The 22,508-nt window shown below is 76.1% G+C and carries 25 protein-coding genes and 1 pseudogene; 9 read left to right on the top strand and 17 right to left on the bottom strand.

Annotated features, from left to right (window positions below; genetic code table 11):
• Positions 1-27: 27 nt before the first annotated feature.
• Positions 28-963 carry a vWA domain-containing protein gene (locus tag ACI79G_RS08555; protein WP_456880710.1) on the top strand — a complete coding sequence of 312 codons (936 nt, stop codon included), beginning with the start codon at positions 28-30 and terminating at the stop codon, positions 961-963.
• On the opposite strand, the gene ACI79G_RS08550 is transcribed toward ACI79G_RS08555, so the two are convergent.
• The 7 genes from ACI79G_RS08550 to ACI79G_RS08520 form a co-directional block, all read right to left on the bottom strand.
• Positions 917-1,474, bottom strand: coding sequence for an MOSC domain-containing protein (locus ACI79G_RS08550; protein WP_456880709.1), 558 nt, complete (start codon positions 1,472-1,474; stop codon positions 917-919). The genes ACI79G_RS08555 and ACI79G_RS08550 overlap by 47 nt on opposite strands.
• A gap of 76 nt (positions 1,475-1,550) precedes the next feature.
• Positions 1,551-2,222 carry an ATP-dependent Clp protease proteolytic subunit gene (locus tag ACI79G_RS08545; protein ID WP_456880708.1) on the bottom strand — a complete coding sequence of 224 codons (672 nt, stop codon included), beginning with the start codon at positions 2,220-2,222 and terminating at the stop codon, positions 1,551-1,553.
• Entirely contained in the window at positions 2,219-2,518 is a 300-nt protein-coding gene (locus ACI79G_RS08540) for a helix-turn-helix domain-containing protein (RefSeq protein ID WP_456880707.1), read from the bottom strand. Before ACI79G_RS08540 ends, ACI79G_RS08545 begins: the two co-directional genes overlap by 4 nt.
• Before the next feature lie 116 nt (positions 2,519-2,634).
• Entirely contained in the window at positions 2,635-3,756 is a 1,122-nt protein-coding gene (locus tag ACI79G_RS08535; protein ID WP_456880706.1) for an XdhC family protein, read from the bottom strand.
• 74 nt (positions 3,757-3,830) lie between these two features.
• Positions 3,831-4,910 carry a vWA domain-containing protein gene (locus ACI79G_RS08530; protein WP_456880705.1) on the bottom strand — a complete coding sequence of 360 codons (1,080 nt, stop codon included), beginning with the start codon at positions 4,908-4,910 and terminating at the stop codon, positions 3,831-3,833.
• Between the two features lie 193 nt (positions 4,911-5,103).
• Positions 5,104-6,021 carry an AAA family ATPase gene (locus ACI79G_RS08525; RefSeq protein WP_456880704.1) on the bottom strand — a complete coding sequence of 306 codons (918 nt, stop codon included), beginning with the start codon at positions 6,019-6,021 and terminating at the stop codon, positions 5,104-5,106.
• A 241-nt stretch (positions 6,022-6,262) separates the two neighbouring features.
• A complete protein-coding gene (locus ACI79G_RS08520) occupies positions 6,263-7,333 on the bottom strand; it encodes a PRC and DUF2382 domain-containing protein (RefSeq protein WP_456880703.1) in 1,071 nt (356 codons plus the stop codon).
• A 315-nt stretch (positions 7,334-7,648) separates the two neighbouring features.
• Here ACI79G_RS08520 and ACI79G_RS08515 point away from each other — a divergent pair, with 315 nt between their 5' ends.
• Positions 7,649-8,461 (top strand): DUF3097 domain-containing protein, encoded by an 813-nt coding sequence (locus ACI79G_RS08515; protein WP_456880702.1) that lies wholly within the window; start codon positions 7,649-7,651, stop codon positions 8,459-8,461.
• Between the two features lie 106 nt (positions 8,462-8,567).
• Here the strand turns inward: ACI79G_RS08515 and ACI79G_RS08510 are convergent, their stop codons facing one another.
• The 3 genes from ACI79G_RS08510 to ACI79G_RS08500 all read right to left on the bottom strand — a co-directional run bounded on the left by ACI79G_RS08510 (position 8,568) and on the right by ACI79G_RS08500 (position 11,909).
• Entirely contained in the window at positions 8,568-9,407 is an 840-nt protein-coding gene (locus tag ACI79G_RS08510; protein ID WP_456880701.1) for an aldo/keto reductase, read from the bottom strand.
• A 97-nt stretch (positions 9,408-9,504) separates the two neighbouring features.
• A complete protein-coding gene (locus ACI79G_RS08505; protein WP_456880700.1) occupies positions 9,505-10,686 on the bottom strand; it encodes a GNAT family N-acetyltransferase in 1,182 nt (393 codons plus the stop codon).
• Entirely contained in the window at positions 10,683-11,909 is a 1,227-nt protein-coding gene (locus tag ACI79G_RS08500) for an MFS transporter (RefSeq protein WP_456880699.1), read from the bottom strand. Before ACI79G_RS08500 ends, ACI79G_RS08505 begins: the two co-directional genes overlap by 4 nt.
• Positions 11,910-12,119: 210 nt before the next feature.
• Between ACI79G_RS08500 and ACI79G_RS08495 the strand changes: the two genes are divergently transcribed.
• From ACI79G_RS08495 to ACI79G_RS08470, 6 genes are all read left to right on the top strand, one after another.
• Positions 12,120-12,989: a hypothetical protein gene (locus ACI79G_RS08495; RefSeq protein ID WP_456880698.1), complete on the top strand. Its 870-nt coding sequence runs from the start codon at positions 12,120-12,122 to the stop codon at positions 12,987-12,989.
• Between the two features lie 99 nt (positions 12,990-13,088).
• The gene (gene moaA / locus ACI79G_RS08490; protein ID WP_456880697.1) at positions 13,089-14,141 is read left to right on the top strand and encodes a GTP 3',8-cyclase MoaA; all 1,053 of its coding nucleotides are present in this window, start codon (positions 13,089-13,091) and stop codon (positions 14,139-14,141) included.
• A 5-nt stretch (positions 14,142-14,146) separates the two neighbouring features.
• Positions 14,147-14,389, top strand: a complete 243-nt coding sequence (locus tag ACI79G_RS08485) for a MoaD/ThiS family protein (RefSeq protein ID WP_456880696.1) — start codon at positions 14,147-14,149, stop codon at positions 14,387-14,389.
• 4 nt (positions 14,390-14,393) lie between these two features.
• Entirely contained in the window at positions 14,394-14,597 is a 204-nt protein-coding gene (locus ACI79G_RS08480; RefSeq protein ID WP_091223580.1) for a hypothetical protein, read from the top strand.
• A gap of 52 nt (positions 14,598-14,649) precedes the next feature.
• Complete coding sequence (locus ACI79G_RS08475; protein ID WP_456880695.1) at positions 14,650-15,147, top strand: GAF domain-containing protein; 498 nt, start codon at positions 14,650-14,652, stop codon at positions 15,145-15,147.
• A gap of 191 nt (positions 15,148-15,338) precedes the next feature.
• Positions 15,339-15,665 (top strand): hypothetical protein, encoded by a 327-nt coding sequence (locus ACI79G_RS08470; RefSeq protein WP_456880694.1) that lies wholly within the window; start codon positions 15,339-15,341, stop codon positions 15,663-15,665.
• On the opposite strand, the gene ACI79G_RS08465 is transcribed toward ACI79G_RS08470, so the two are convergent.
• The 7 genes and pseudogenes from ACI79G_RS08465 to ACI79G_RS08435 form a co-directional block, all read right to left on the bottom strand.
• Positions 15,662-16,072: a molybdenum cofactor biosynthesis protein MoaE gene (locus tag ACI79G_RS08465; RefSeq protein ID WP_091223576.1), complete on the bottom strand. Its 411-nt coding sequence runs from the start codon at positions 16,070-16,072 to the stop codon at positions 15,662-15,664. The two genes, ACI79G_RS08470 and ACI79G_RS08465, sit on opposite strands and share 4 nt — an antisense overlap.
• Complete coding sequence (locus ACI79G_RS08460) at positions 16,069-16,650, bottom strand: nucleotidyltransferase family protein (RefSeq protein WP_456880693.1); 582 nt, start codon at positions 16,648-16,650, stop codon at positions 16,069-16,071. Before ACI79G_RS08460 ends, ACI79G_RS08465 begins: the two co-directional genes overlap by 4 nt.
• A gap of 57 nt (positions 16,651-16,707) precedes the next feature.
• The gene (locus tag ACI79G_RS08455) at positions 16,708-17,163 is read right to left on the bottom strand and encodes a TOBE domain-containing protein (protein ID WP_456880767.1); all 456 of its coding nucleotides are present in this window, start codon (positions 17,161-17,163) and stop codon (positions 16,708-16,710) included.
• A 120-nt stretch (positions 17,164-17,283) separates the two neighbouring features.
• A pseudogene (locus ACI79G_RS08450) lies at positions 17,284-17,787 on the bottom strand (ATP-binding cassette domain-containing protein); the annotation flags it as partial.
• Positions 17,757-18,560, bottom strand: coding sequence for an ABC transporter permease (locus ACI79G_RS08445; protein ID WP_456880692.1), 804 nt, complete (start codon positions 18,558-18,560; stop codon positions 17,757-17,759). The pseudogene ACI79G_RS08450 and the gene ACI79G_RS08445, both read right to left, overlap by 31 nt.
• The gene (modA, locus tag ACI79G_RS08440; RefSeq protein ID WP_456880691.1) at positions 18,557-19,354 is read right to left on the bottom strand and encodes a molybdate ABC transporter substrate-binding protein; all 798 of its coding nucleotides are present in this window, start codon (positions 19,352-19,354) and stop codon (positions 18,557-18,559) included. Before modA ends, ACI79G_RS08445 begins: the two co-directional genes overlap by 4 nt.
• Positions 19,355-19,588: 234 nt before the next feature.
• Entirely contained in the window at positions 19,589-19,981 is a 393-nt protein-coding gene (locus ACI79G_RS08435) for a TOBE domain-containing protein (RefSeq protein ID WP_456880690.1), read from the bottom strand.
• A 168-nt stretch (positions 19,982-20,149) separates the two neighbouring features.
• On the opposite strand from ACI79G_RS08435, the gene ACI79G_RS08430 reads away from it, so the two are divergent.
• A complete protein-coding gene (locus ACI79G_RS08430) occupies positions 20,150-22,477 on the top strand; it encodes a putative bifunctional diguanylate cyclase/phosphodiesterase (RefSeq protein ID WP_456880689.1) in 2,328 nt (775 codons plus the stop codon).
• Positions 22,478-22,508: the final 31 nt, after the last annotated feature.

Genomic DNA, 22,508 nt, shown 5'->3' with positions numbered 1-22,508 from the left:
GGGCGCCGCCCGCCGCGGCCGGTGCCCGTGGAGGACCCCGACGACGTCGAACAGCTGCTGAAGCAGCGCCAGGCCCGCCGCGCCGGCCGCGAGGAGATGGCCCGGGCCCACCCGGAGTTCCAGCGTGTCTCCCCGCAGCTGGGAGAGCTCGACGAGGACGCGCTGGCCGACCTCACCGCCCGCGACCCCGACGCGGCCAACCGGCTGCTGACGGCCATGGGGCGGGCGTTCGACCCGGCGTTGCGGACCGCCGCGCGGGCGCTGGCCTGCCGGCTGCCGGTGGGCACGCCGCGCGCCGGGGTCCCCGACCGCCCGGGCACCCGCCGCGTGGTGACCCGCCGCGACGAGACCGGCAGCGACATCGACCTGGACGCGACCCTCGCCGCGCGCGGCGCCGAGCCGCACTGGCGGGCCGAGCACCTGCACACCCGCGGCTGGCGCTCCACCGGCCGGGCGTGCGTGCTGCTCGTCGACGCCTCCGGCTCGGTCGCAGGCGACGAGCTCGCGGTCGCCGTCCTCACCGCCTCGGCGCTGTCCCAGCGGATGCGGCCCGAGGACGAGCTGGCCGTCGTCGCCTTCTGGTCGCGGGCGGTCGTGCTGCGGCCGCTGTCCACCGACCCGCGCACGGACGCCGTCATCGACCGGCTGTTCGACCTGCAGGGCGGCGGCACCACCGACCTGGACCTGGGCCTGCGCACCGCGGCGGCCCAGGTGGCCCGCTCCCGCGCGGCCGCCCGGGACGTGCTGCTGCTCTCCGACGGGATGCCCACCGACAGCCCCGACCCGCTGCCGGCCGCGGCGGCGCTCGCCCGCGCGGGCGCGCACCTGCACGTGCTCTCGCTGTCGGGGGAGCCGGAGTCGGTGGCCAACTGCGCCGCGCTGGCCGCCGCCGGTGACGGCCGGGTGGCGCCGCTGCTCAGGCCGACGCAGGCCCCCGCGGCCGTCCGGACGCTGCTGGGCTGACCGCCATCCCGGCCCGCACCGGGTCCAGCGGGACGGCCGAGCCGAGGACGGCGGGCCCGAGCCGCAGCTCGCCGTCCGACAGCGCGGCGCAGCGCACGCCGCCCCGGCCGCGCAGGGTCCGGTGCGCGCCCGGCGCCAGGACGACGTCCATCCAGGCGCAGGGGTGGGCCGGCCGCCCGCCGCCGAGCAGCACCGGCCCGGACCCGGTGTCCAGCGTGAACCGCTGCCCTCGCAGCGCCTCCACCTCCGCGCCGCGCAGGACGACGGTGCGCCGGGCCAGGTGCGGGTCGAACGGGGCGGAGCCGGTCTCGGCGGCGACGGCCTCCAGCGCCTCGACGGCGAGCACGGTCAGCTGGGCGTCGCGGTGCGCCGGGCGGCCGGCGTAGCGGTCCCCGACCACGCCGACCCCGGCCCGCACCTCGACGGCCTCGCGCCGGTCGCCGTCCTGCTGCGGGACGGGGCCTGCGGGCCGGCCGTCGTAGCGGTGCACGGGCGAGGCCAGCAGCGCCACGACCTCGACGTCGTACCGAGAGAGGACCCCCTCCTCCCGATCCCCCGCGAGCTCGGGGCGGACCCCGGGAGGGGGCCTAATGGTCGACCAGGCCGTAGGCGCGGGCCTCCTCCGCGTCGAGCAGTCTCCCGGCGCGCATGTCCGCGGCCACCTCGTCCACCGACCGCCCGCAGGCCGCGGCCAACCGCTCCTGCAGTCGGCGCAGCTGCCGTGCGTGCTCGGCGGCCCAGGCCTCCACCTCGTGGCCGGGGACGCCGCGCGGCGCTCGGGGCTCGCAGAGCCGCACCGTCGCGTGCGCGCCCGCGATCCGCCGGTCGGCGACGGCGAGGACCGCGACCGCCGGTCCGCTGAGGACGCCCAGGCTGGTCGCGTGCACCGGGACGCCGACCAGGTCGAGTGCGTCCACCAGCGTCAGGGCGCCCTGCAGGTCGGCGCCCACCCCGGAGAGCCGGAGCCGGACCGGGTCGTTCCCCGTCGCGTCGAGCAGCGCCAGTTCGGCGACCGCCCGGTTGACGGCATCGGTGTCCAGCTCGCCGGAGAGGGTGACCACCCGCTGTTCGAGCAGCCGCTCGGCGAGCCAGTCACCCCCGCCGACGACCAGGGCGGCCGATGCCGACACCGGGCCGGGGGCCGGCGGGCGCGGCTCGGGCTGCCACGGCGTACGCGGCCACTCCGGCGGCCCCGGGGGGAACGGCGGGTCGGGGGGGCCGGGCGGGACGGGCGGCCACGTGCCCGTGGGTCGGGTCATGGGGACTCCTCGCTCGGGGTGGTGGAGCGGGTGGCCGACTCGGGGGACCGGACGTGCCAGTCGACGGCGCGCCCGAGAGCGGCCGCGTAGCGCTCCAGCGTGGACAGCCGCGCGTCGAGCTCGCCGCTCTCCAGCCGGGCGACGGCGGACTGCGACGTGCCCATGCGCGCGGCGAGCTCGGTCTGGCTCAGCCCGCTCTCCCGGCGGGCGCGGGCCAGCTGCTCGATCAACTCGTGCCGGCGCGCGGAGGCAGCACCGAGTCCGGGGAAGGCGCTGCGACGAGGCTCGACCGGCATAGCGGCAAAGGTATCGCTGATCCGCTATGGGAGGGGTCCTCCCGCGTGCGGGATGTGCACAGTGGTGGCCATGAGGGCCCTGATGGCGACCACTGTGCAGACCTCGCGCCGGAGCCTCAGCGGTCCGCGGTCCGGTGGATCGGGCCCTCGGTGCCGGAGAGCCGCTCCCCCGAGCCGCCCCAGCGGCCGGCGATGACCTCGGCGGCGATCGAGATGGCCGTCTCCTCGGGCGTGCGGGCGCCGAGGTCCAGCCCGATCGGGGAGGAGAGCCGCGCCAGCTCCTCCTTCGACAGCCCCGCCTCCTCCAGTCGGGCCAGCCGCTCCTCGTGCGTGCGTCGCGAGCCCATCGCGCCGACGTAGGCGACCGGCAGCCGCAGCGCGACCTCCAGCAGCGGGACGTCGAACTTCGGGTCGTGGGTGAGCACGCACAGCACGGTGCGCTCGTCGATCCGGCCGGCGTCCACCTCGGCCTGCAGGTAGCGGTGCGGCCACTCGACGACGACCTCGTGCGCGTCGGGGAAGCGCTTGGGCGTGGCGAAGACCGGGCGGGCGTCGCAGACGGTGACGCGGTAGCCGAGGAAGGCCCCGACGCGGGCGACCGCGGCGGCGAAGTCGATGGCGCCGAAGACGACCATCCGGGCGGCCGGCGCGAAGGCGTTGACGAACAGCGACAGGTCGTCGCCGCGGCGCTCGCCGTCGTGGCCGACGTGCAGCATCCCGGTGCGGCCGGCGGCCAGCATGCCGCGCGCGTCGTCGGCGACGGCGTCGTCCAGGCGCTGCAGGCCGAGGGTGCCCGAGCTGCGGTCGGGCCAGACGACCAGCCGCCGTCCCACCCGGTCCTCCGGGCCCGCGACGCAGGTGACGACGGCGACCGGCTCGTGCCGCGCCACCGACTCGGCCACCTCGCCGAGCTCGGGGAAGGACTCCCGCGACACCGCCTCGACGAAGACGTCGAGGATCCCGCCGCAGGTCAGCCCCACGGCGAAGGCGTCGTCGTCGCTGACGCCGTACCGCTCGAGGGTGGGGACGCCGGACTCGACGACGTCCTTGGCCTCCTCGTAGACCGCGCCCTCGACGCAGCCGCCGGAGACGCTGCCCACAGCGGTGCCGTCGGGCCCGACGAGCATCGACGCACCCGCCGGCCGGGGGGCGGAGCGCCAGGTGGCCACCACCGTCCCCATGCCGACGGTCTCGCCCGCCTGCCACCAGCCGATCAGGTCCTCGAGCACGTCACGCATCCGACAGCTCCTTTGCACGGAGGTAGGTCATGATGGCCCCCTTCGAGGGCCTGCGAGGGTGGGAGGAGGGTCCGTCAGGCACGGCTGATGACCCCCGCCAGCTGCTGGAACGCGGCCAGGCTGTGCCCGGCCACGAAGTGGTCCACCGACGGCAGCGCCGCCTGCATCCCGCCGGTGAGCGGCTCGTAGCCCTCCCGGCCCTTGTGCGGGTTGACCCACACGACCGCGTGCGCCAGCCGCCGCAGCCGGGCCATCTGCTCGGCGAGCACGTCGGTGCCGCCGCGCTCCCAGCCGTCGCTGCACACGACGACGATCGCGCCGCGGGCGGTGCCGCGCTGCCCCCACCGGTCGAGGAAGGCCTTGAGCACCTCGCCGAGCCGGGTGCCGCCGGACCAGTCGGGGATCGCCGAGCCGCTGGCGGCCAGCGCCTTGTCGGGGTCGCGCAGCCGCAGCTCGCGCGTCACCCGGGTCAGCCGGGTCCCGATGGTGAACACCTCGGTCGCGGCCGGGTGGGCCCGGACCGCGGCGTGCGCGAACCGCAGCAGCGCGTCGGCGTAGGGGCTCATCGAGCCGGAGACGTCGATGAGCAGGACGACGCGGCGCGGGCGGGGCCGGGCCCGCCGGTGCAGCAGCCGGGTGACCTCGCCGCCGTCGTGCAGCGCGCGGCGGACGGTGCGGGAGGCGTGGACGGCGCCGTGCGGGCTGGGCCGGCGCCGGCGCGAGAGCCGCATCGGCGCGGCGGGGACCAGCAGCGCGAACAGCCGGCGCAGCTGCTCGCGCTCGGCGCCGGTCAGCTCGGCGACGTCCCGGTGGCGCAGCACCTCGTCGGCGCTGGCCTGGCCGGCGAGGTCCGGCGGCGACTCGTCGTCCCCCTGCCCCTCCCCCGGGTCCATCGGCGCGGTGGTGACCGTCCGCTGCCGCTGCGGGGCCGCCGGCGGCACCGGCCGCGGCGTCTCGCCGCCGAAGTACGCGGCGAAGGCGGCGTCGTAGCGCTCCAGGTCGTCCGGGCCCGCGCACAGCGTCAGCCGGCCGCTCCAGTACACGTCGGTGGCGTCGAGGACGTCGAGCGCCGCGACGGCGGCCAGCATCGCCTCGACCCGGTCCGGCGAGGCGGCCACCCCGGCGACCCGGAGGGTGCGCGCGAAGCCCAGCACCGTGTCGACGACGTCCCGGGGTGGACGGGCGGCCCCGTCCCGGCCCTCCGGCAGGGGCCCGCCACGAGCCTCGATCGGCCTCCCTGCAGGCTCCCGCCGCGAGCTCGCGAGCGGCGGGGGGCAGGAGGGTCCTTCCAGGGGGGCAGGAGGGTCCTCCTCCCGAGCCTGGGCGTGAGGGGGACGAGGTCCTTCTTCAGCCGCCACCGAAGAGCGCCCCCCGGGCCATGGCGTGCACGCGGTCGGTGTCCTCGCGGTACTTCAGCACCGCGCCGAGGGTGCGCGCGGCGACGTCGGGGTCCAGCTCCCGGGCGCCGAGGGTGTGCAGCGCGGTCGCCCAGTCCATCGCCTCGGCGACCCCGGGCGGTTTGAGCAGGTCCAGGGTGCGCAGCTTCGCCGTCGCCCGGGCCACCTCGCGTGCCAGCTGCTCGGTCACGTCGGGCAGCCGGCGGCGCAGGATCGCCACCTCGCGGTCGAAGTCCGGGTGCTGCAGCCAGTGGTAGAGGCAGCGCCGCTTGAGCGCGTCGTGCACCTCACGGGTGCGGTTCGAGGTGAGGACGACGAGCGGCGGGGTGCTCGCGCGGATGGTGCCGAGCTCGGGGATGGAGATCGTGAAGTCGGACAGGACCTCGAGCAGGAAGGCCTCGAACTCGTCGTCGGCGCGGTCGACCTCGTCGACCAGCAGCACGCTCGGGGAGTCCTCCAGCGCCTGCAGCAGCGGCCGGGCCAGCAGGAAGCGGCGGTCGTAGAGGGAGGCCTCCAGCGTCTCGGTGTCGCCGGTGGCGTGCGCGGCCTCGGCGGCGCGCAGGTGCAGCAGCTGCCGGCCGAAGTCCCAGTCGTAGAGCGCCTGGCTGGCCTCCAGGCCCTCGTAGCACTGCAGCCGGTACAGCGGCCGGCCGGTGACCCGCGCCAGCGCCTGGGCCAGCGCGGTCTTGCCGACGCCGGCCTCGCCCTCCAGGAACAGTGGGCGGTGCATGGCCAGGGCCAGGTAGGCGGCGGTCGCCAGGCCCTCGTCGGGCAGGTAGCCGGTTCCCTCGAGGGCCGCGGCGAGCTCGTCGGGGCCGCCGATCCCGCCGTCCGCGCCGGTCACCGGCCGCACCGTGGTCTCGCTCACGTCCCGAGCATCCCACCCGCGCCGCCGACGCGGCCTGCCCGGTCGGGTGGACCTGGCACCGGCCCGGGAACGGCAGATGGCCGGCCGGGATCAGGTCCTCGGCCGGCCACCGCCGTCTGGTGCCCGGTCCTGCCGGGCGGCCCGGCCCCCGCAGGGTCCCGCCGGCCCCGTCCAGGGGCCCGCCGCGCGCCTGCGGGGTGGAGAGGACGGGGTCCTTCTCCGGGGGGCAGGGGGTCCTCTGTCAGCGGCCGATGCGGCCGTCGTCGTCGCGGTCGAGGGCGTCCTTGGCCTTCTGGGTGAAGCTGCGGTCGTCCCCGCCGGTGGTGCCGCCGGTCACGCCGGTGCCGCCGTCGACCTCGACCTCCTCCTTGCGGACGTCGGCCGACACCCGCTCGGAGTCGGTGACGGTCTCCGTGTCCAGGCGCACCCGCTCGACCGGCACGGCCTCCTTCTCCACCACCGGGCGCTCGGCGTGCAGGGTGACCTCGTGCTCCTCCTCGGAGATCGCCGGGCCGTCCAGCGCGTTGCCGATGTTGGCGTCGGTGATCGGCTCGCGCTCGACCCGCACCTCCTCGCGGGAGACCGGCACGGTCTCGGTCACGTTCTCGGTGACCACGTACTTGCGCAGCCGGGCCCGGCCGACCTCCTCGGTGCGGGTGCCCACGTTGAGCCGCTCCTCCGAGCGGGTCATCGCCTCGTCGGTGGTCGGCCCGGAGGTGTCCCGGCCCACCGCCCGGTCGGCGACGTCGTCGTACACCCCGTCACCGTCCCGATCGGTCCGCCCCGCGCTACCGGCCATCCCGGCCGTGCCCGCGGTGCCCGCCACACCCGCGGTCCCGGTGGTGCCCGCCGTGCCCGCGGTCCCGGTGGTGCCGGCCATGCCAGCGGTGCCGGCCGTGCCGGCGGTCCCGGTCGTGGTCTGGGTCTGCGTGGTGTCGGTGACCGTCGTCTCGTCACGGTCGACACGGCCCACGGTGGTGTCGGTCGTCGTCCCCTGGCCGGAGCCGAGGCCGTAGTAGCGGTAGAGCTCCTGCTCCTCCTGCGGCGACAGGTGACCGTCGGTGTCGATCTTCGGCGCGTCCTTCACCTGGGCCTTGCTCACCGGTACGCGCAGGCCGTCGTCGGTGAGGTCGGCGTCGCGCAGCGGGACGAAGGACTCCTTGGTGCCGAACAGGCCGGTGCGCACCGTGACCCACTCCGGCTGGCCGCTCTCGTCGTCGAGGTAGACCTCCGAGGCCGAGCCGATCTTGTCGCCGCTCTGGTCGTAGACGTCCTTGCCGATCACGCGGCTGATGGCTTCGGTGCCGATCATGGTGGCTCTCGCTCCCGTCTGAGCTGGTGAGTTCGGTCGATGACAGGGGTGTCCGCCCGGCGGGTCACGAAACGGCCACGGTCGTCGTGACACGCCCGGTCGGTGCTGGCGCGGGACGCTCGGAGACCCCGGGACGCGCCAGCCATCGCATCCGCGCAGGTGAGAAACAAGGCAACGGGGGGTGACGCAGATCACTACACCTGCGTGACGATCGGCCACGACGCGTCACGTCGAGTCGCTCGGGCGTGTCAGACATGACGCCGTCCCGGCGCGTCGGCCCCGCCGTCCGCGGTGCGCCTGCCCATCCTGGAGGGCGTGCCTCCCCGCTCGCCGTACGACGACCTGGTCCACCCGCGCACCGTCAAGAAGCCGAGCCCGCAGGTCGAGGCCGAGCGCGACCTGGTCGTGGAGGACCCGAGCTCCGGGTTCGTGGGCGCGGTCGTGCGCTGCGAGAAGGACGTCGTCCACCTCGAGGACCGCTTCGGCCGCGTGCGCGCCTACCCGCTCGGCCCGGGCTTCTGGGTCGACGGCCGGCCGGTCGTGCTGGTGCGGCCGAAGCCGCAGGCGCCGGCCACCCCCACGCGCAGCGCGTCGGGCTCGACCTACGTCGCCGGGGCTCGCGCGCGCGTCGCCCGCGAGGGGCGCATCTACGTCGAGGGCAAGCACGACGCGGAGCTGGTCGAGAAGGTGTGGGGGCACGACCTGCGCATCGAGGGCGTCGTGGTCGAGCCGCTGCACGGCGTCGACGACCTCCCCGGCATCGTGCGCGACTTCCGCCCGTCGTCGGGACGGCGGCTCGGCGTGCTGATCGACCACCTGGTGACCGGCTCCAAGGAGTCCCGCATCGCCGCGCAGGTCACCGGCGAGCACGCGCTCGTCGTCGGCCACCCGTTCATCGACATCTGGCAGGCCGTCAAGCCGTCGGTCGTCGGGATCCGGGCCTGGCCGACGGTGCCCAGGGGCGAGTCGTGGAAGGACGGCGTCTGCCGCCGGCTGGGCTGGGAGGACGACACCGGCTACGTCTGGGCGCAGCGCATCCTCGCCCGGGTGCGCACCTGGACCGACCTGGAGCCCGCGCTGATCGGCCGCGTCGAGGAGCTCATCGACTTCGTCACGACGACACCGTGACCCTCCGGGCCGGCTCTCCGTCGGCCGATGACGATCATGGCGTCGTGACCGCCTCCGGCGAGCCCGGAGTGGTCACGACGCCATGATCGCGTGAGGGGAGCCGCCCTCAGCCCGGGATGTAGTTGAAGGTGTCCGGGTCGGGACCGGTGCGCTCGCCGCGGTCCAGGCCGGTGAGGGTGGCCATGTCGTCGGTGCCGAGCTCGAAGTCGAACAGCTCGTAGTTCTCCTGCATGCGCTGGCGGGAGACCGACTTCGGGAAGACGACGTCCCCGCGCTGGACGTGCCACCGCAGCACGACCTGGGCCGGGGTGCGGCCCAGCCGCTCGGCGATGGCCACGATCGCCGGGTCGCCGAGCACCTTGCCCTGCGCGATCGGCGACCAGGCCTCGGTGACGATCTCGTGGTCGGCGTCGAAGGCCCGCAGCTCCTCCTGCGTGAGGTAGGGGTGCACCTCGATCTGGTTGACGGCCGGGCGCACCTCGGTCTCGGAGAACAGCCGGCGCAGGTGGTGGGCCTGGAAGTTCGAGACGCCGATCGCGCGGCAGCGGCCGCTGGCGTAGATCTCCTCCATCGCCTTCCAGGTCTCGATGTAGTCGACGTCGATCCCGGGCAGCGGCCAGTGGATGAGGAAGAGGTCCAGGTACTCGAAGCCGAGGTCGCCGAGCGACTGGTCGAAGGCGCGCAGCGCGTCGTCCCGGCGGTGGAAGCCGTTGTTCAGCTTGCTGGTCACGAAGACCTCGCCGCGGTCGATGCCGGAGCGGGCGACGGCCTCACCGACGCCCTTCTCGTTGCCGTACATCTCGGCGGTGTCGATGTGCCGGTAGCCGATCTCCAGCGCCGTGGAGACGGCGTCGGCGGTGTCCTCCGGCGGGACCTGGTAGACGCCGAACCCCAGCTGGGGGATCTCGACGCCGTTGTTGAGTCGGATCGTGGGCACGGTGTCCACGAGGGCTCCTCTCGCTGACGGGTGGGGCGCCGCGCACTCGCGTGGGCGCGGCCTGCCGACAGTCCGCCTACCCGTCAGCCCGGCCCTCAACCCGTCGTCAGAAGTAGTCGAGCAACCCGACCGGCGGGCCGGCGGCGATCAGGTCCAGCGCGGACGGGTCCCCCGGGCCGGAGACCAGCCCGGCCAGTGCCGCGGCCCGTCCGGTGGTGATCCCGCAGTAGAGCTGGGCGAACCCGCGGACGTCGAGGGTCAGCCCGGGCTCCCGGCCGGGACGGCGGAGCCCCCCGGCGCCGTCGGCGAGCTCCAGCTCCCACGGCCCGGTGTTCTCCGTCACGACCGGGTCGAGCAGCGTGAACGCCACCCGACCGCGCACGTGCCCCGGCCAGCCGCGGTCGGCGACGGCGCGCACCACGTCGACCGGCCGGTGCATGAACGCCGCGCCGGGCCCCTCCGGTGAGCGCTCGAGCGGCAGCACGCCGGACACCGCGTCACCGGCCAGCAGCGGCACCCGGACGGTGCGGGTCACGGTGCGCCAGCCGGCCAGCACGCCGACCAGCGCCCGCGCCGCCTCGGGGGTCACGGCGAGCAGGTCGTGCACGGTCAGCCGCGCCTCGGGGCCGTAGCCGGTGCCGCGCTCGTACACCAGGACGCCGGTGGGGACGCCGTCCTGCTCGGCGACCGTGAGGCCGTCCACCCCGTCGGGCCACCGGCCCTCGTGCGGCAGGTCGAACGCGCCGCCGCGGCGGGTGAGCAGCCCGGCGCGGGGCCGGGCGAGGGTCTCGTACAGCGCGTCGACCACCGCGAGGTCGGCCGGCTCACCCGGGCGCACCGCGACGCCGGGCACCGGGGCCGACGGCAGCGAGGCGGTGTCCAGCTCGGCCCGCTGCAGCCCGCCCACGACCTCCCACCCGAGCCGCCGGTAGACCGCCGACACGGTCGGGAAGAGCGCACTGACCGCGGCACCCCGCTCCCGGCCCCGGGCCAGCAGGTCGGCGAGCAGCGCGCGGGCCACCCCGCCGCCGCGGTGCTCGGGCAGGACGGCGACCCCGCCGACGTCCGCGGTGGCGACCGCCCGGCCGCCCCACCACTGCTCGTGGCCGGTGTCGGTGGCCTTGCCGACGAGCCGGCCCCGCTCGTCGAAGGCGCCCAGCCTCAGCACCCCGGGCAGCGGCCGCAGCGCCCACTCCGGCGCTGTCGACGACCCGCCGAAGGCCAGTCGGCCCAGCTCCCACGCGACGGGCAGCTCGTCGTCGGCCAGCGGCCGGACCGTGACGGTCACACGGCCTCCCGGGCCAGGTCGGCGGGCACCGGCGTGGTGCGCACCCGCAGCAGCGGGGCCCCGGCCAGCGCGATCAGCGCCGCGAGCGCCGCGGCCCCCGCCGGGACGGCGAACGCCGACTCCGCGCCCCAGGCGTCGACGGCGGCGCCGGCCAGGGCGGACCCGGCCGTGACGCCGAGGGTGAGCCCGGTGGTGGTCCACGACAGCGCCTCGGTGAGGGCGGTGCGCGGGACCCGCGACTCGACCAGCGAGGTGCCCGAGACCAGCACCGGCGCGATCGCGGTGCCGGCGAGGAAGCCCGCGGCCACCAGCACCACCAGCGAGCCGACGCCCCAGAGCAGCTGCGCGGCCAGGCCGAAGGTGACGGCGGTGGCCAGGAAGCGGGCGGACAGCGTGCCGGGCAGCCGGGCGACGCCGTAGACCAGGCCCGCGACGAGGCTGCCGAAGGCGTAGACGGCCAGCGCCACACCGGCCAGCGCCGGCGCGCCCTGCTCGTCGGCGAAGCCCACCACGACGACGTCCATCGCCCCGAACACGGTGCCGACCGCGGCGTAGGTGACCGCCACGACCAGCACCGTCGCGTTGAGCGCGGCCCACCGGCGGGACGGCGCGCCGGGGTCGGCGGGCACGACGGCGGGCTCGGTGGCGCGCTGCCGGGCCAGCCAGAGGCCGCCGACGGCGCCGAGCGTGATGCCGGTGAGGAAGCCGGCCGGCGGGGCGACCAGCGTGGCCAGCAGCGTCACCAGCGGCGGGCCGACGACGAAGACGACCTCGTCGACGACGGCCTCGAGGGCGAAGGCGGTCTGCCGGCGGCCCGGCTCGGCCAGTGCCTCGGCCCAGCGGGCCCGGACCAGGGACCCGATGTTGGGCCCGCTCGCGCCGCAGAGCGCGGCCAGCACGAACCAGCTCCACAGCGGCGCGCCGAGGGTCACCGCGGCCACGAAGCCGTAGCCGCAGAGCAGGTAGCCGGTCATCGCCCAGCGCAGGACGGCGCCCTGCCCGCGGCGGTCCATGGCGCGGGCCCACTGCGGGCTGGCGACGGAGAAGCTCAGCGCCAGCGTGCCGGAGACCGCGCCGGCCAGGCCGTAGCTGCCGGTCTCGCCGGCCACGAGCAGGACGGCGCCCAGGCCGAGCATGGGGATGGGCAGCCGGGCGACCCAGCCGGCGAAGGAGAACGCCAGCGAGCCGGGGACGGCGAACAGGCGGGCGTAGGGACCGAACACGGTTGACACGGGACGTCTCGCACTTCCTGGCCACAGGCGAGTGCGGGGCTGCCCGCCGGTCTCTCGGGTGGCTCCGCGACCGTAGCAACGGAGCACTGCGCCCCGCCGCCGCATTCCGGCTGCCCGGCGCGCCGCCGGGGGATTGCTTGATGCTTCATGCACTTTCTGTGAGCGGCAGCACACGCGCCGCGCCCCCGTCGAAGGAGCCCCGTGTCCGCGACCACCCGCCCGCGCCGCCTGCTGGCCCTCCTGCTCGGTCTCACCGTCCTGCTCTCCCCCGGGACCGCCGCTGCCAAGGGCGACGACCCCGCCGCCGCCGAGGACGGCGGAGGGACGGCCACCGGCACCACCGGCGACTTCGCCGTCACCGTCAACGGCCGCACCACGAACCCGGCCGCCGGCTCGGAGGCCCGGCTGCGCGACGTGACCCCGACCGGCCCGATCGCCGTCCGCGGCCGGCACGTCACGTTCACCATCGACCCGGCGACCCTCGGCGTCCGCGACTACACGCTGACCGGCGCGCCGGACCCGCAGCGGATGGTGACCGGCCCGACCGTCGTCTTCGCCTCGAAGGTGCCGCAGCTGACCACGGACCAGGTGCGCGGCGTGCGCATCGGCGAGCTGCGGCTGCGCGACGACGTCCTCGTCGCGGAGTTCACCACCGCCGCCGGCGAGCTGAAGGTCCAGGCCAAGGACGCCCCGCAGGGCGGCATCTTCCAGATGGAGCAGGAGTTCGGCGGCCCGGTCGAGTACGTCCACACCCTCGGCCCGACGCTCTCCTACTTCGTCAACGAGCACACCGGGAAGATCAACTTCGGCGACGGCGTCCCCGGCGACGCGACGCACCAGATGCTGCTCGGCAAGGACAGCCCGCAGGTGGCCACCAAGCTCTTCCAGGACGGCCGGACCACCCGCTGGTCGGTCGCCTCGGGCGGCCGGATGGGCGGCGTGCTCGGGGAGGACGCGGTCGAGCTGTCCGCCGGCGCCACCGACTGCACCAGCGACTGCCAGGCCCGCAACCGGATCCAGGGTTCGGTGCCGGTGCCGCCGGACCCGGTCGACCCGACCCCGATCGGCTGACCCGGCACTCCCCCGGTGGGGGCGACCGGAGCCCCGGTCGCCCCCACCGCCCGTTCGGGCAGCGGCGCAGCGTCGTCCTCCCGCACTACATTCACAGGCGTGACCTCGATCAGCCCCCTCCCGGACCCCGTGGTCCGCCGTCCGGACCCCGCCCCCGGCACCGGTGGCCTGGTGGACCGGCACGGCCGGGTCGCGACCGACCTGCGGGTGTCGCTGACCGACCGGTGCAACCTGCGCTGCACCTACTGCATGCCGCCCGAGGGCCTGGACTGGCTGCCCAAGGTAGAGGTGCTGACCGACGACGAGGTCGCCCGGCTGGTCCGCATCGGCGTCGAGCAGCTGGGCATCCGCGAGGTCCGCTTCACCGGCGGCGAGCCGCTGCTGCGCCCCGGCCTGGTGGGCATCGTGGCCTCGGCCACCGCGCTGGCGCCGCGGCCCGAGGTCAGCCTGACCACCAACGCGATCGGCCTGGCCCGGGTCGCCCCGGCGCTCGCCGAGGCCGGGCTGGACCGGATCAACGTCAGCCTCGACACCCTCGACCGCGACCGGTTCAAGCAGCTCACGCACCGCGACCGGCTCGACGACGTCCTCGCCGGCCTCGCCGCCGCGCAGCGCGCCGGGCTCACGCCGGTCAAGGTCAACGCCGTCCTGCTGCGCGGCATGAACGAGCAGGACGCCGTCCCGCTGCTGGACTTCTGCCTCGAGCAGGGCTACCAGCTGCGCTTCATCGAGCAGATGCCGCTCGACGCCCACCACGCCTGGACCCGCGGCGAGATGGTCACCGCGGAGGACGTCCTCGAGCGGCTCTCGGCGGCGCACACCCTCACCCCGGACACCGAGGAGCGCGGCTCCGCGCCGGCCGAGCGCTGGCTGGTGGACGGCGGCCCCGCGACCGTCGGCGTCATCGCCTCGGTCACCCGCTCCTTCTGCGGCAGCTGCGACCGCACCCGGCTGACCGCCGACGGCCAGGTGCGCAACTGCCTGTTCGCCCGCGAGGAGTCCGACCTGCGGACGCCGCTGCGCGAGGGCGCCACCGACGCCGAGCTGGCCGACCGCTGGCGGATCGCCACCCTCGGCAAGCTCCCGGGCCACGGCATCGACGACCCGTCGTTCCTCCAGCCGTCCCGGCCGATGTCGGCGATCGGGGGCTGAGGCCCGTGCCCGTCACCGTCCGCTACTTCGCCGGTGCCCGCGCCGCTGCGGGCGTGGAGACCGAGACCCGCGACGCCGGCACGCTGTCCGAGCTCGTCGGCCAGATCGTCGAGACGCACGGGGAGCGGCTGGAGAAGGTCCTCACCGCCTGCTCGTTCCTCGTCGACGGCACCCAGACGCGGGACCGGTCGTCGACGCTGCGGCCGGGCGCGGTGGTCGACGTGCTGCCGCCCTTCGCCGGAGGATGAGCACATGAGCATCTGGGGCAGGGCCAAGGCCAAGGTCGAGGAGCTGGTCGGCCGCGCCGAGGAGGTGTACGGCGAGTCCCACGGGGACGCCGCGGCGCAGCTGCACGGGGAGGCCCACCGGCTGGAGGGCGAGGCCGAGGAGGAGGCCGCCCTGCGCGACGAGGCCGTGCGGCGGGACCCGGACGACGGAGCCGCCCCCGTCCGCTGAGCTGCGCACGATCCCGTACCGGAATCGGAGCGGGGCGAGGACGATGGTGGGCATGGCCGCCCCTGCCGTCCTGGACGTCGCCCCGTGGGACGACTTCCGCGCCGCGGCCTGCGGTGTGCTCGAAGCGCTGCACGGGCGCCTGGGCTGGGACGTGTGGGTGGTGACCCGCGTCGTGGACGACCGGCAGGTCGTGCTCCACGCCCACCCACCCGACGTGATCCGAGCGGGGACCTGGCTGCCGTGGGCGGACACCTTCTGTCGCGCCATGGTCGCCGGGGAGGCCCCACGGGCGGCCACGGTCACCGCTGCCGTCCCGGCCTTCGCCAAGCGCATGAGCGGGCCGGTCGCGCGGATCGCCGCCTACATCGGCGTCCCGCTCGTCGGCCCGGACGGGGAGCTGTTCGGCACGCTGTGCGCCTGGGGGTTCCGCGCCCGGCCCCGCAGCGCCGCGCGCGACCTGCACCTGGTCGAGACGATGGCGCGCCTGCTGAGCACGCTGATCTCCGCCGGCATGACGCCGTCCGACCCGCCGGTGGCGCCACGCGCGTGACCGGCCTGGCCCGGCACCTCGGGTGGCGGGCACCCGGGAGGTCGGGACGGAAGTCCCTACCTCGGCGCGCGGAGCGCGGGAGAGGCTGTCGCGGACGGCGCGGTCTCGCGCCGTCCGGGTCCCGCACGCGGGGCCGCCCCCCGCCGGTCTGCCGGGCCGGCCCCGTCCGCCGAGTCGTGGAGACGTCGACCATGCCCCCTGCCGTCCTGTCCGTCGTCCGAGTGCAGGCCGAGGGCCGCGTGCTCGCCGAGGCCGAGATCCGCCGGACCGAGGTACCCGGCGTCGTCGCCTCCGCGATGCACGTCGAGGCCGGTCACCTGCCGCTGGGCACCGGCGCCCGCCTGGTCGACGCGGTCCTGGCGGACCCGGCGGTGGGCCGGGCCGAGCGACTGGTCGCCACGATGCCGCTCAACGACACCGAGATGCTCGACCGGGTGCGGCAGCGCAGCGGCGAGGTGGCCGCGCGGGCCGCCGGCGCCACGAAGATCGTCGAGGCGCGGCTGGTGCCCGCGCCCTAGGGGCAGGCCACCCACTCCTCGTCGCCGTCGGTGAAGACCTGCCGCTTCCAGATCGGGAGCCGCTCCTTCACCAGGTCGACGAGCTCGGCGCAGGCGGCGAACGCCTGCCCGCGGTGCGAGGAGCTGACCGCGCAGGCCAGCGCGACGTCGCCGATCCCGAGCATGCCGACGCGGTGGGAGACGGCGACGGCGTGCACGTCGGGACGGGCGGCGAACTCCTCGGCGAGCTCGACGATCACCTGCTCGGCGGTCGGGTGACCCACGTACTCGAGCTCGGTGACCGAGCGGCCGCCGTCGTGGTCGCGGACCACACCGGCGAAGGACACGACCGCGCCGGCTGCCTTGTCGGCGACGGCGTCCTCGTGCTCGGCGACGGAGAGCGGTGCGTCGACGACCCGGGCGATCACGGCGCCGACGGTACCCCGCCCGGCGGCACGTCGAGGTCGGTCGGATCGGCCAGTCCGGTGCAGTCGACCTCGGTGACGGCGCGGCCGGCGAGGTAGCGGCGGGCGCCCTCGTCGCCGGTGGCGGTCGCGGCGACCCCGGCCCAGTGCTCGCGGCCCAGCAGCACCGGGTGCCCGCGGACGCCGTCGTAGGTCGCGATCGCCAGCGCGTCCGGGGCGGCGTGCGCGGCGACCGCGCGCAGCGCCTCCGGCGTCATGCCCGGCATGTCGACCAGGGTGACGAGCGCGGCGTCGACCCACCCCGGCCAGCCGCGCAGCCCGTCGAGGCCGGTGCGCAGCGAGGAGGCCATGCCGGTCTCCCAGTCGCGGTTGGCCAGCACGGTGGCGCCGTCGAGGTCGGCGGTCCGCCAGACGTCGACGGCCCGTGCACCGAGGACGACGAGCACCGGGTCGCACACCGCCCGCGCCGTCCGCACCGCCCGCTCCACCAGCAGGCTGCCCTCGTACTCGACCAGTGCCTTGGGCATGCCGTAGCGGCGCCCGCCGCCCGCAGCGAGGACCAGTCCCGCGACCGTGCTCATCCCGCCACCCTCTCAGCGCGCCCCGACGACCAGCTGAGCTGGTCGTCGCCGCTGGGCTCAGCGTGCGTAGACGGCGACGTCGGAGGCCTTGACCGAGGCCCACACCCGCGCGCCGGGGGCCAGGCCCAGCTCGGCGAAGGCGGTCGCGGTGACGTCGGCGACCAGCGGCACCTCGCCGTCGAGCTCGCAGCGCACCGTCGACCCGTGCGGCGTGGCCGACACCAGCCGCGCCGGCCAGACGTTGCGCGGGCTGCCCTCGGGGCGGGTGGTCCACAGCGCCACGGACCCGGGGCGGACGGCGACGAACACCGGCCCCGCGGTCTCCTCGGCCACCGCGACGCGACCGCCGTCGTCCAGCCGCACCGTCGTCCCCTCACCGGTGCCCGGCAGCAGCGCCAGGCCGACCAGCCGGGCGACGTAGTCGGTGCGCGGGTGGCGGCTCACGTCGGCGGGCGTGCCGGCCTGCACGACGTGGCCCTCCTCGACGACGACCACCCGGTCGGCCAGGGCCATCGCGTCGACCGGGTCGTGGGTGACCAGCACGGTGCTGCCGGGGAAGTCGGCGAGGTGACGGCGTAGCTCGGCGCGGACGGTGAGCCGGGTGCGGGCGTCCAGCGCCGAGAGCGGCTCGTCGAGCAGCAGCAGCGCCGGCTCCCCCACCAGCGCCCGGGCCAGCGCGGCCCGCTGGGCCTGCCCGCCGGAGAGCCGGCCGGGCCGCCGGTCGCCGAGCTCGGCGATGCCCACCCGGGCCAGCCACTCGGTGGCCGCGGCGCGGGCGGCGGGCTTGCGCACACCCCGGGTGCGCAGGCCGAAGGCGACGTTGTCGGTGACCGACAGGTGCGGGAAGAGCAGGTGGTCCTGGAAGACCATGCCGAGGCGGCGCTCGTGGGCGGGGACGTGCACGCCGGCGGGGACGTCGTCCCACGTGTCGCGGCCGACGGCGACCCGGCCGTCGTCGGGCGGCAGCAGGCCGGCGAGCACGCGCAGCAGGGTGGACTTGCCGGCGCCGTTGGGGCCGAGGACGGCGAGCACCTCGCCGTCGGCCACCTCCAGGTCGAGCTCGACGGTGAGCGGGCCGCGGTCGACCCGCACGTCGGCGGAGAGGGTCACCGCACCGCCCTCGTCAGCCAGCGGTCCCTGAGCAGCAGCAGCGTCGCGACGGAGACGACCAGCAGCACCAGGGAGAGGACGATCGCCGCGTCCGGGTCCTGCTGGAGCGCCAGGTAGACCGCGAGCGGCATCGTCTGCGTCGTCCCCGGGAAGTTGCCGGCGAACGTGATGGTGGCGCCGAACTCGCCGAGCGCGCGGGCCCAGCACAGCACGGCGCCGGCGGCGATGCCGGGGGCGACGAGCGGGAGGGTGACGCGGCGGAACGTCGTCCACCGGTCGGCGCCGAGGGTGGCGGCGGCGTCCTCGAAGCGGGCGTCGGCGGCGCGCAGCGCGCCCTCGACGCTGATGACGAGGAACGGCATCGCCACGAAGGTCTCGGCGATGACGACCGCGGTGGTGGTGAACGGGACGGTCACGTCGAGGGCCTGGTCCAGCCAGCGCCCGACGATGCCCTGCCGGCCCAGCACGAGGAAGAGCGCGACGCCGCCGACGACGGGGGGCAGCACGAGCGGCACGGTGACCAGGGCGCGCAGGACCGACCGGCCGCGAGCGCGGGAGCGGGCGAGCACCCAGGCCAGCGGGACGCCGAGGACGAGGGAGAGCGCGGTCGCGGCCGTCGCCGAGACCAGGCTCAGCCGCAGCGCCTGCCCGACCGCCGGGCTGGTCAGCTGCGGTCCCAGCTCCCCCCAGGGCGCCCGGATGACCAGGCCGGCCAGCGGCAGGACGAGGAAGGCGACGGCGAGGACCGCCGGGACCAGCAGCGGGACCGGGACGCCGGGTTCCCGGCCGCGCCGCCTCACGGGGTGCGGAAGCCGGCGTCCGCGAGCGCCTGCTGCCCCTCCTCCGCGCGCACCAGCGTGACGAAGGCGGCGGCCGCCTCGGGGTTCGGGGCGTCGGCCAGCACCGCGATCGGGTAGTCGTTGACCGCCTGCTCGGCCTCGGGGACGTCGATGCCCTCGACGGCGTCCCCGGCCGCGGTGACGTCGGTCGTGTAGACCAGCGCGGCGTCGACCTCGCCGAGCTCGACCTTGGTCAGCGCGGCGCGCACGTCCTCCTCGAGCGTGTCGGGGGCGGCCGCGACGCCGGCGGCGGCGAGGACGTCCTCGGCGGCCGCGCCGCAGGGCACCTGGGGCGCGCAGACGGCGATCGTCAGGTCCTCGCGCGCGAGGTCGGCCAGACCGGTGACGCCGGCCGGGTTGCCCGCGGGGACGGCGATCTGCAGCACGTTGGCGGCGAAGACCTGCGGGTCGTCGGCCAGCCCGGCGTCGGTGACGACGGCCATCTGCGCCTCGTTGGCGCTGGCGAAGACGTCGGCCGGGGCGCCTTGGGCGAGCTGGGTGGCCAGCGCGGAGCTGCCGGCGAAGTTGAACTGCACGTCCAGACCGGGGTGCTCGGCCTCGAACTGCTCGCCGAGGTCGGTGAAGACGTCGGTGAGCGAGGCGGCGGCGAAGACGGTGAGCGTGCCGGAGGGGGCGTCGTCCGCCGGGCTCGAGCCGGCCGGCGCCGCGGGCGCGTCGTCCGACGTCCCGCCGCAGGCGGTGAGCACCAGCGCGGCCGCGACCGGCAGCACCCAGGGGGCGACGCGCGTGGACATGGGACCTCCCGGCTCGGCGGACCGGCCCCGACGGCGATCCGCGACTGCGGGACAGTAACCCACATCGGCACGCAGTTCCGGGTCCGCGTCGCGGGGAGCATCCGAAGGTGCGTACGCCACCGACCCGACCCGAGCGCCAGGGCCCGCCGTGCGTCCGTCCACGCGCGACCAGCTGTCCGGCACCGTGACCTCGATCGACCCCAGGTCGGGGCGGGACCCTGGGAGGTGCCGCCGTCAGGGGACGTCGACGCTGACCTGGGTGGCCTTGACCGTGGCGATGGCACGGACGCCGACGTCCAGCCCGAGCTCGTCGGCCGCCTCGCGGGACATGAGGGAGACGAGCCGGAACGGCCCGGCCTGGATCTCCACCTGCGCCATCACGGTGTCGCGGACGACGCGGGTCACGATGCCGGTCAGCCGGTTGCGGGCCGAGGAGCCGCGGGTGGTGCCGGGCTCGGGGGCCTCGTGCAGCTGCGTGGCCAGCCGGGCGAGGTCGGCGCCGTCGACGTGCGCGGGACCGCCGCCGTCCCGGGAGGCCGGCAGCCGGCCGCTGTCGATCCAGCGGCGCACCGTGTCGTCGCTGACGCCGAGCAGGCCCGCGGCCTCGGCGATCCGGTAGGCGGGCACGGTCCGACCCTAGCCCGCGGCGGACCGTCGTCCCGGGCCGTGGACGGCATCGCGATCTCCCGGTCCGCCACCGGTGGACCGCGTTCGGCGGGGTAGGACCCAGACCTGGACGAGGTCGGATGCAACCGGCGCCCGATGCCCGTCGGGAGAGCAGGAGGCCGGGAGCGCATGCGCCGGTGGCGGGGTCCGCTGATCGTCTCGGTGGTGTACCTGGGGCTCTGGCTGGCGCTGGACGTCCTGGCCAGCGTCTTCCAGGCCCGCCAGGAGGTGTCGCTGTGGTACCCCCCGACCGGGCTGAGCTTCGCCCTGCTGCTCGTGTTCGGGCTGCGCTACGCCCCGCTCCTCCTGCTGACCGACCCGCTGCACGGACTGGTGGTGAGCGGTCCGGACGTCAGCTGGGTCAGCGTCTGGCTCGGCGGCGTGGTCAGCACCGCCGTCTACACGGCCGCGGCCTGGCTGCTGCTGCGGCGGCTGCGGATCGACCCGCGCCTGCCCGGTCAGCGTGACGCCTTCTGGTTGCTGGGGTTGGCCGCCGTGGCCGGACCGTTCGTCGTCGCGGTCGTCCAGGTCCTGCACTACACCGTCGCCGGGCTGCTGACCTGGGGCGAGCTGTTCCGAGGCGTCCTCGGCTTCTGGTCCGGCCGGGCCACGGGCGTCGGGGTGCTGACGCCCGCCCTGCTCGTCGCGAGCCGGCGGGTGCCCGCGCTCTGGCGCGACCGACCCCCGCTCGCCCACCCACCCCAGGTCGGACGCCGGTACGGCCCCCCGTCCTGGTCGGTCCGGGTCCGGCCACGGTGGCTGGGCCGGCTCGCCGCCCGCCTGCTGGACCAGCGGGTGGAGCTCGTCGGGCAGGCCACCCTGCTGCTCGCGACGGTCTACCTCGCCTACGGCGAGCCGGCGGTGGGTGGGCTGGACCTGGCCTACCTGGTGTACGTGCCATTGATCTGGATCGCCGTGCGTGGCGGGCTGCCCCGGGTGGTGTTCGCCGTCCTCGTCGCGAACGCCGTCGCCGTGGCACTGGTCGGCCGGGACGTCGTCGACAGTCCGCTGCGACTGCAGCTGGGCCTGGTGACCCTGACCCTGGCGGGGTTGACCCTCGGCGCGCTGGTCACCGGCCGGCAGGCGAGCATCGCGGCCGCCGAGCACGCGGCCGTCCACGACTCCCTCACCGGGCTGGCCAACCGGGTCCTGCTCATGGACCGCCTGGAGGCCGCAGCGCACCGGGCCGAGCGCAGTCCGGACACCAGGTTCGCGGTGCTCTACTGCGACCTCGACGGCTTCAAGGGGGTCAACGACCAGCTCGGGCACGACGCCGGTGACGAGCTACTCGTGACGGTCGCGCGCCGGCTGGAGCGGGCGGTGCGGCCCGGCGACCTGGTCAGCCGCCTGGGCGGGGACGAGCTGGCCGTCCTGCTCGACGGCGTGACCGGCGTCGAGGAGGCGGCGGGGGTGGCCGAGCGGCTGCTCGCCGCGCTGGCCGAGCCGTGTGCCCTCGACGGCCGGGAGGTCGTCGTCACGGGCAGCGTCGGGGTCGCGGTCGCCGACGCCGAGGGCCTCGCGGGACCGCGCCTCCGCGGGGAGCGGGGCGGCCTGACCGGATCGGACGAGGACGGGCACGCCGAGGAGGTCCTCCGAGCGGCCGACCTGGCCCTGCAGCGGGCCAAGGCGACCGGGGGCAACCGGTACGAGGTGTTCAACGAACCGCTGCGCCGCCAGACCCGGGACCGGCTGGGGCTGCGCGCCGCGCTGCGCCGGGCGGTCGCGGCCGGAGCGGTGACCGTCGCCTACCAGCCCATCGTCCGGGTGACCGACGGCCGGCTCGCGGCGGTCGAGACGCTCGCCCGGTGGCACGACCCCGACCGGGGGGACGTGCCGGCGGCGGAGTTCATCGCCGTGGCCGAGGAGACCGGGCTGATCCACGACCTCGGCATGCAGGTGCTCGAGCGGGCCTGCACCCAGGCGGCGCAGTGGCGACGGGCCTTCGGGGCCGCCTCGACCCCGCGCGTGGCGGTCAACGTCTCGACCCGTCAGCTGCTCCCCGCGGACTTCGCCCCGCGCGTCCTGGCTCTGCTCGACCGGATCGGCCTGCCCGCGGACGCCCTCGAGCTCGAGATGACCGAGTCCTACGCCATGGAGCCGGGGGCACGGGCAGCCCTGGAGCGCTTCACCGCCGCGGGCGTGACGCTCGCCCTGGACGACTTCGGCACCGGCTACTCCAGCTTCGCGGCGTTGCGCGAGCGGACGCCACAGGCGTTCAAGCTCGACCGCTCCTTCGTCGCGCGACTGCCCGACGACCGCCCGACCGACGCGATCGTCTCCGCCGTGCTCGCGCTGGCCGGGCACCTCGGCGCCACCGTCACCGCCGAGGGCGTGGAGACGGGAGCGCAGCTGCAGCGCCTCCGGGAGCTGGGGTGCCCCCAGGTCCAGGGCTTCCTCCTCGGCAGCCCGGCGACCGCGGAGCAGATCGAGCGGGACTGGCTCCGCCGTCCGAGGTGACCCGCGTCCGCTGGGTGCAGCCCTGTGGACG

Source organism: Geodermatophilus sp. SYSU D00779 (assembly GCF_054050595.1).
The sequence above is the reverse complement of the archived record's forward strand: the minus strand, read 5'-3'. Positions and strand labels throughout refer to the sequence as shown.